Genomic DNA, 2,678 nt, shown 5'->3' with positions numbered 1-2,678 from the left:
TAAGCACAAGCTTCCGTGATCGTTAATCCATATGCCCCTTCCTGACCAGTTATATCAACTGGAGTTTCAGAGTAGTCCGCTAGTCCACCCGCTATATCACAAGCTTCAATCGTATCATCATCCGGGGCCGTAACTACTGGATTAGTGGTGTCATCAATCGTGATCGTTTGTACATCCGTGCCTACATTCAAACACTCATCGGTCACCGTGAAGGTCCGCGTAATGACGATCGGGCAGGTGCCGGCCTGGGTGTCTACATAGGTCGTAGTATAATTACAAGCTTCCGTGATGGTCAGACCATAAGCCCCTTCCTGTCCGGTAATATCAACTGGTGTTTCGGAGTAATCAGCCAGCCCACCAGCAATATCACACGCTTCAATCGTATCATCATCCGGAGCCGTGACTACCGGATTAGTCGTATCATCAATCGTGATCGTTTGTACATCGGTGCCAACATTCAAGCACTCATCGGTCACCGTGAAGGTCCGCGTTATTACGATTGGACAGGTGCCGGCCTGGGTGTCTACGTAAGTTGTCGTGTAGTTACAAGCTTCCGTGATGGTTAGACCGTAAGCGCCTTCCTGTCCGGTGATGTCTATCGGCGTTTCTGAATAATCTGCAAGTCCACCGGCAATATCACACGCTTCGATTGTATCATCGTCCGGTGCCGTAACTACCGGATTAGTGGTGTCATCAATGGTGATCGTTTGTACATCCGTTCCCACATTCAGACACTCATCGGTCACCGTGAAGGTCCGTGTAATTACGATTGGGCAGGTGCCCGCTTGGGTGTCTACGTAAGTCGTGGTGTAGTTACAGGCTTCCGTGATCGTGAGGCCATAAGCCCCTTCCTGACCGGTAATATCCACTGGAGTTTCTGAATAATCCACCAGGCCGCCAGCGATATCACAAGCCTCAATCGTATCATCATCCGGGGCAGTAACAACTGGAGCTGTCGTATCATCAATCGTGATCGTTTGCACATCCGTTCCCACATTCAAGCACTCATCGGTTACTGTAAAGGTTCGCGTAATTACGATCGGGCAGGTACCAGCCTGGGTGTCGACATAAGTGGTGGTGTAAGCACAAGCTTCAGTCACCGTCAGACCATATGCGCCTTCCTGACCGGTGATGTCTACCGGAGTCTCAGAGTAATCAGCTAATCCATTAGCAACATCACAAGCTTCAATCGTATCATCATCCGGAGCGGTAACTACCGGATTAGTGGTATCATCAATCGTAATGGTTTGTACATCGGTGCCGACATTCAGACATTCATCGGTTACCGTGAAGGTCCGCGTAATCACGATCGGGCAGGTGCCCGCTTGGGTGTCTACATATGTGGTCGTATAAGCACAAGCTTCCGTTATGGTTAAGCCGTAAGCACCTTCCTGACCAGTGATGTCTACCGGATCCTCGGAGTAATCAGCAAGTCCGTCGGCGATATCGCACGCCTCAATCGTATCATCATCTGGGGCAGTGACTACTGGATTAGTCGTATCATCAATCGTGATCGTTTGTACGTCCGTGCCCACATTCAAGCACTCATCGGTCACCGTAAAGGTCCGCGTGATTACGATTGGGCAGGTGCCGGCTTGAGTGTCTACATATGTGGTCGTGTAGTTACACGCTTCAATAATGGTGAGACCGTATGCTCCTTCCTGACCGGTGATATCCACCGGAGTCTCAGAATAGTTAGCTAGTCCACCTGCAATATCGCACGCTTCAATCGTATCATCATCCGGAGCCGTGACAACAGGATTAGTGGTGTCATCAATTGTGATCGTTTGCACGTCCGTACCGACATTCAAGCACTCATCGGTCACCGTGAAGGTCCGCGTGATCACAATCGGGCAGGTGCCGGCTTGGGTATCGACATAAGTTGTAGTATAGTTACAGGCTTCCGTGATCGTCAGACCGTAAGCGCCTTCCTGACCGGTAATGTCCACCGGAGTTTCAGAGTAATCAGCCAGTCCGCCCGCTATACCACAAGCTTCAATCGTATCGTCGTCCGGTGCTGTAACTACCGGATTAGTGGTATCATCAATCGTGATCGTTTGTACATCCGTTCCTACATTCAGACACTCATCGGTTACCGTGAAGGTCCGCGTGATTACGATTGGGCAGGTACCGGCTTGCGTATCCACGTAAGTCGTGGTGTAGTTACAGGCTTCTGTGATCGTCAGACCATAAGCGCCTTCCTGACCCGTAATATCTACTGGGGTTTCTGAGTAATCAGCAAGTCCGCCCGCTATATCACAAGCTTCAATTGTATCATCATCCGGGGCAGTAACTACTGGATTTGTCGTATCATCAATCGTGATCGTTTGGACATCCGTACCCACATTCAAACACTCATCGGTCACCGTAAAGGTCCGCGTGATTACGATTGGGCAGGTACCGGCCTGCGTATCTACATAAGTGGTCGTGTAGTTACAAGCTTCTGTGATCGTGAGGCCATATGCTCCTTCCTGACCCGTGATATCAACTGGGGTTTCTGAGTAGTCAGTAAGACCTCCAGCTATATCGCAAGCTTCAATCGTGTCATCATCCGGAGCCGTGACTACCGGATTGGTCGTATCATCAATCGTGATCGTTTGGACATCCGTACCCACATTCAAACACTCATCGGTCACCGTGAAGGTCCGTGTAATGACGATTGGGCAGGTGCCCGCTTG

At 50.3% G+C, this 2,678-nt stretch carries 1 protein-coding gene; it reads right to left on the bottom strand.

Going from position 1 to position 2,678, the window contains the following annotated elements; genetic code table 11:
* Positions 1-2,678: hypothetical protein (locus CRP01_RS42680; protein WP_222845955.1), on the bottom strand; the 2,678-nt coding region annotated here is incomplete at both ends.

Origin of the sequence: Flavilitoribacter nigricans DSM 23189 = NBRC 102662 (genome assembly GCF_002646595.1) — a bacterium.
Taxonomy (GTDB): Bacteria; Bacteroidota; Bacteroidia; order Chitinophagales; family Saprospiraceae; genus Flavilitoribacter; species Flavilitoribacter nigricans.
Note: the sequence above shows the minus strand (reverse complement) of the source record. Positions and strands in the feature narration are given on the sequence as shown.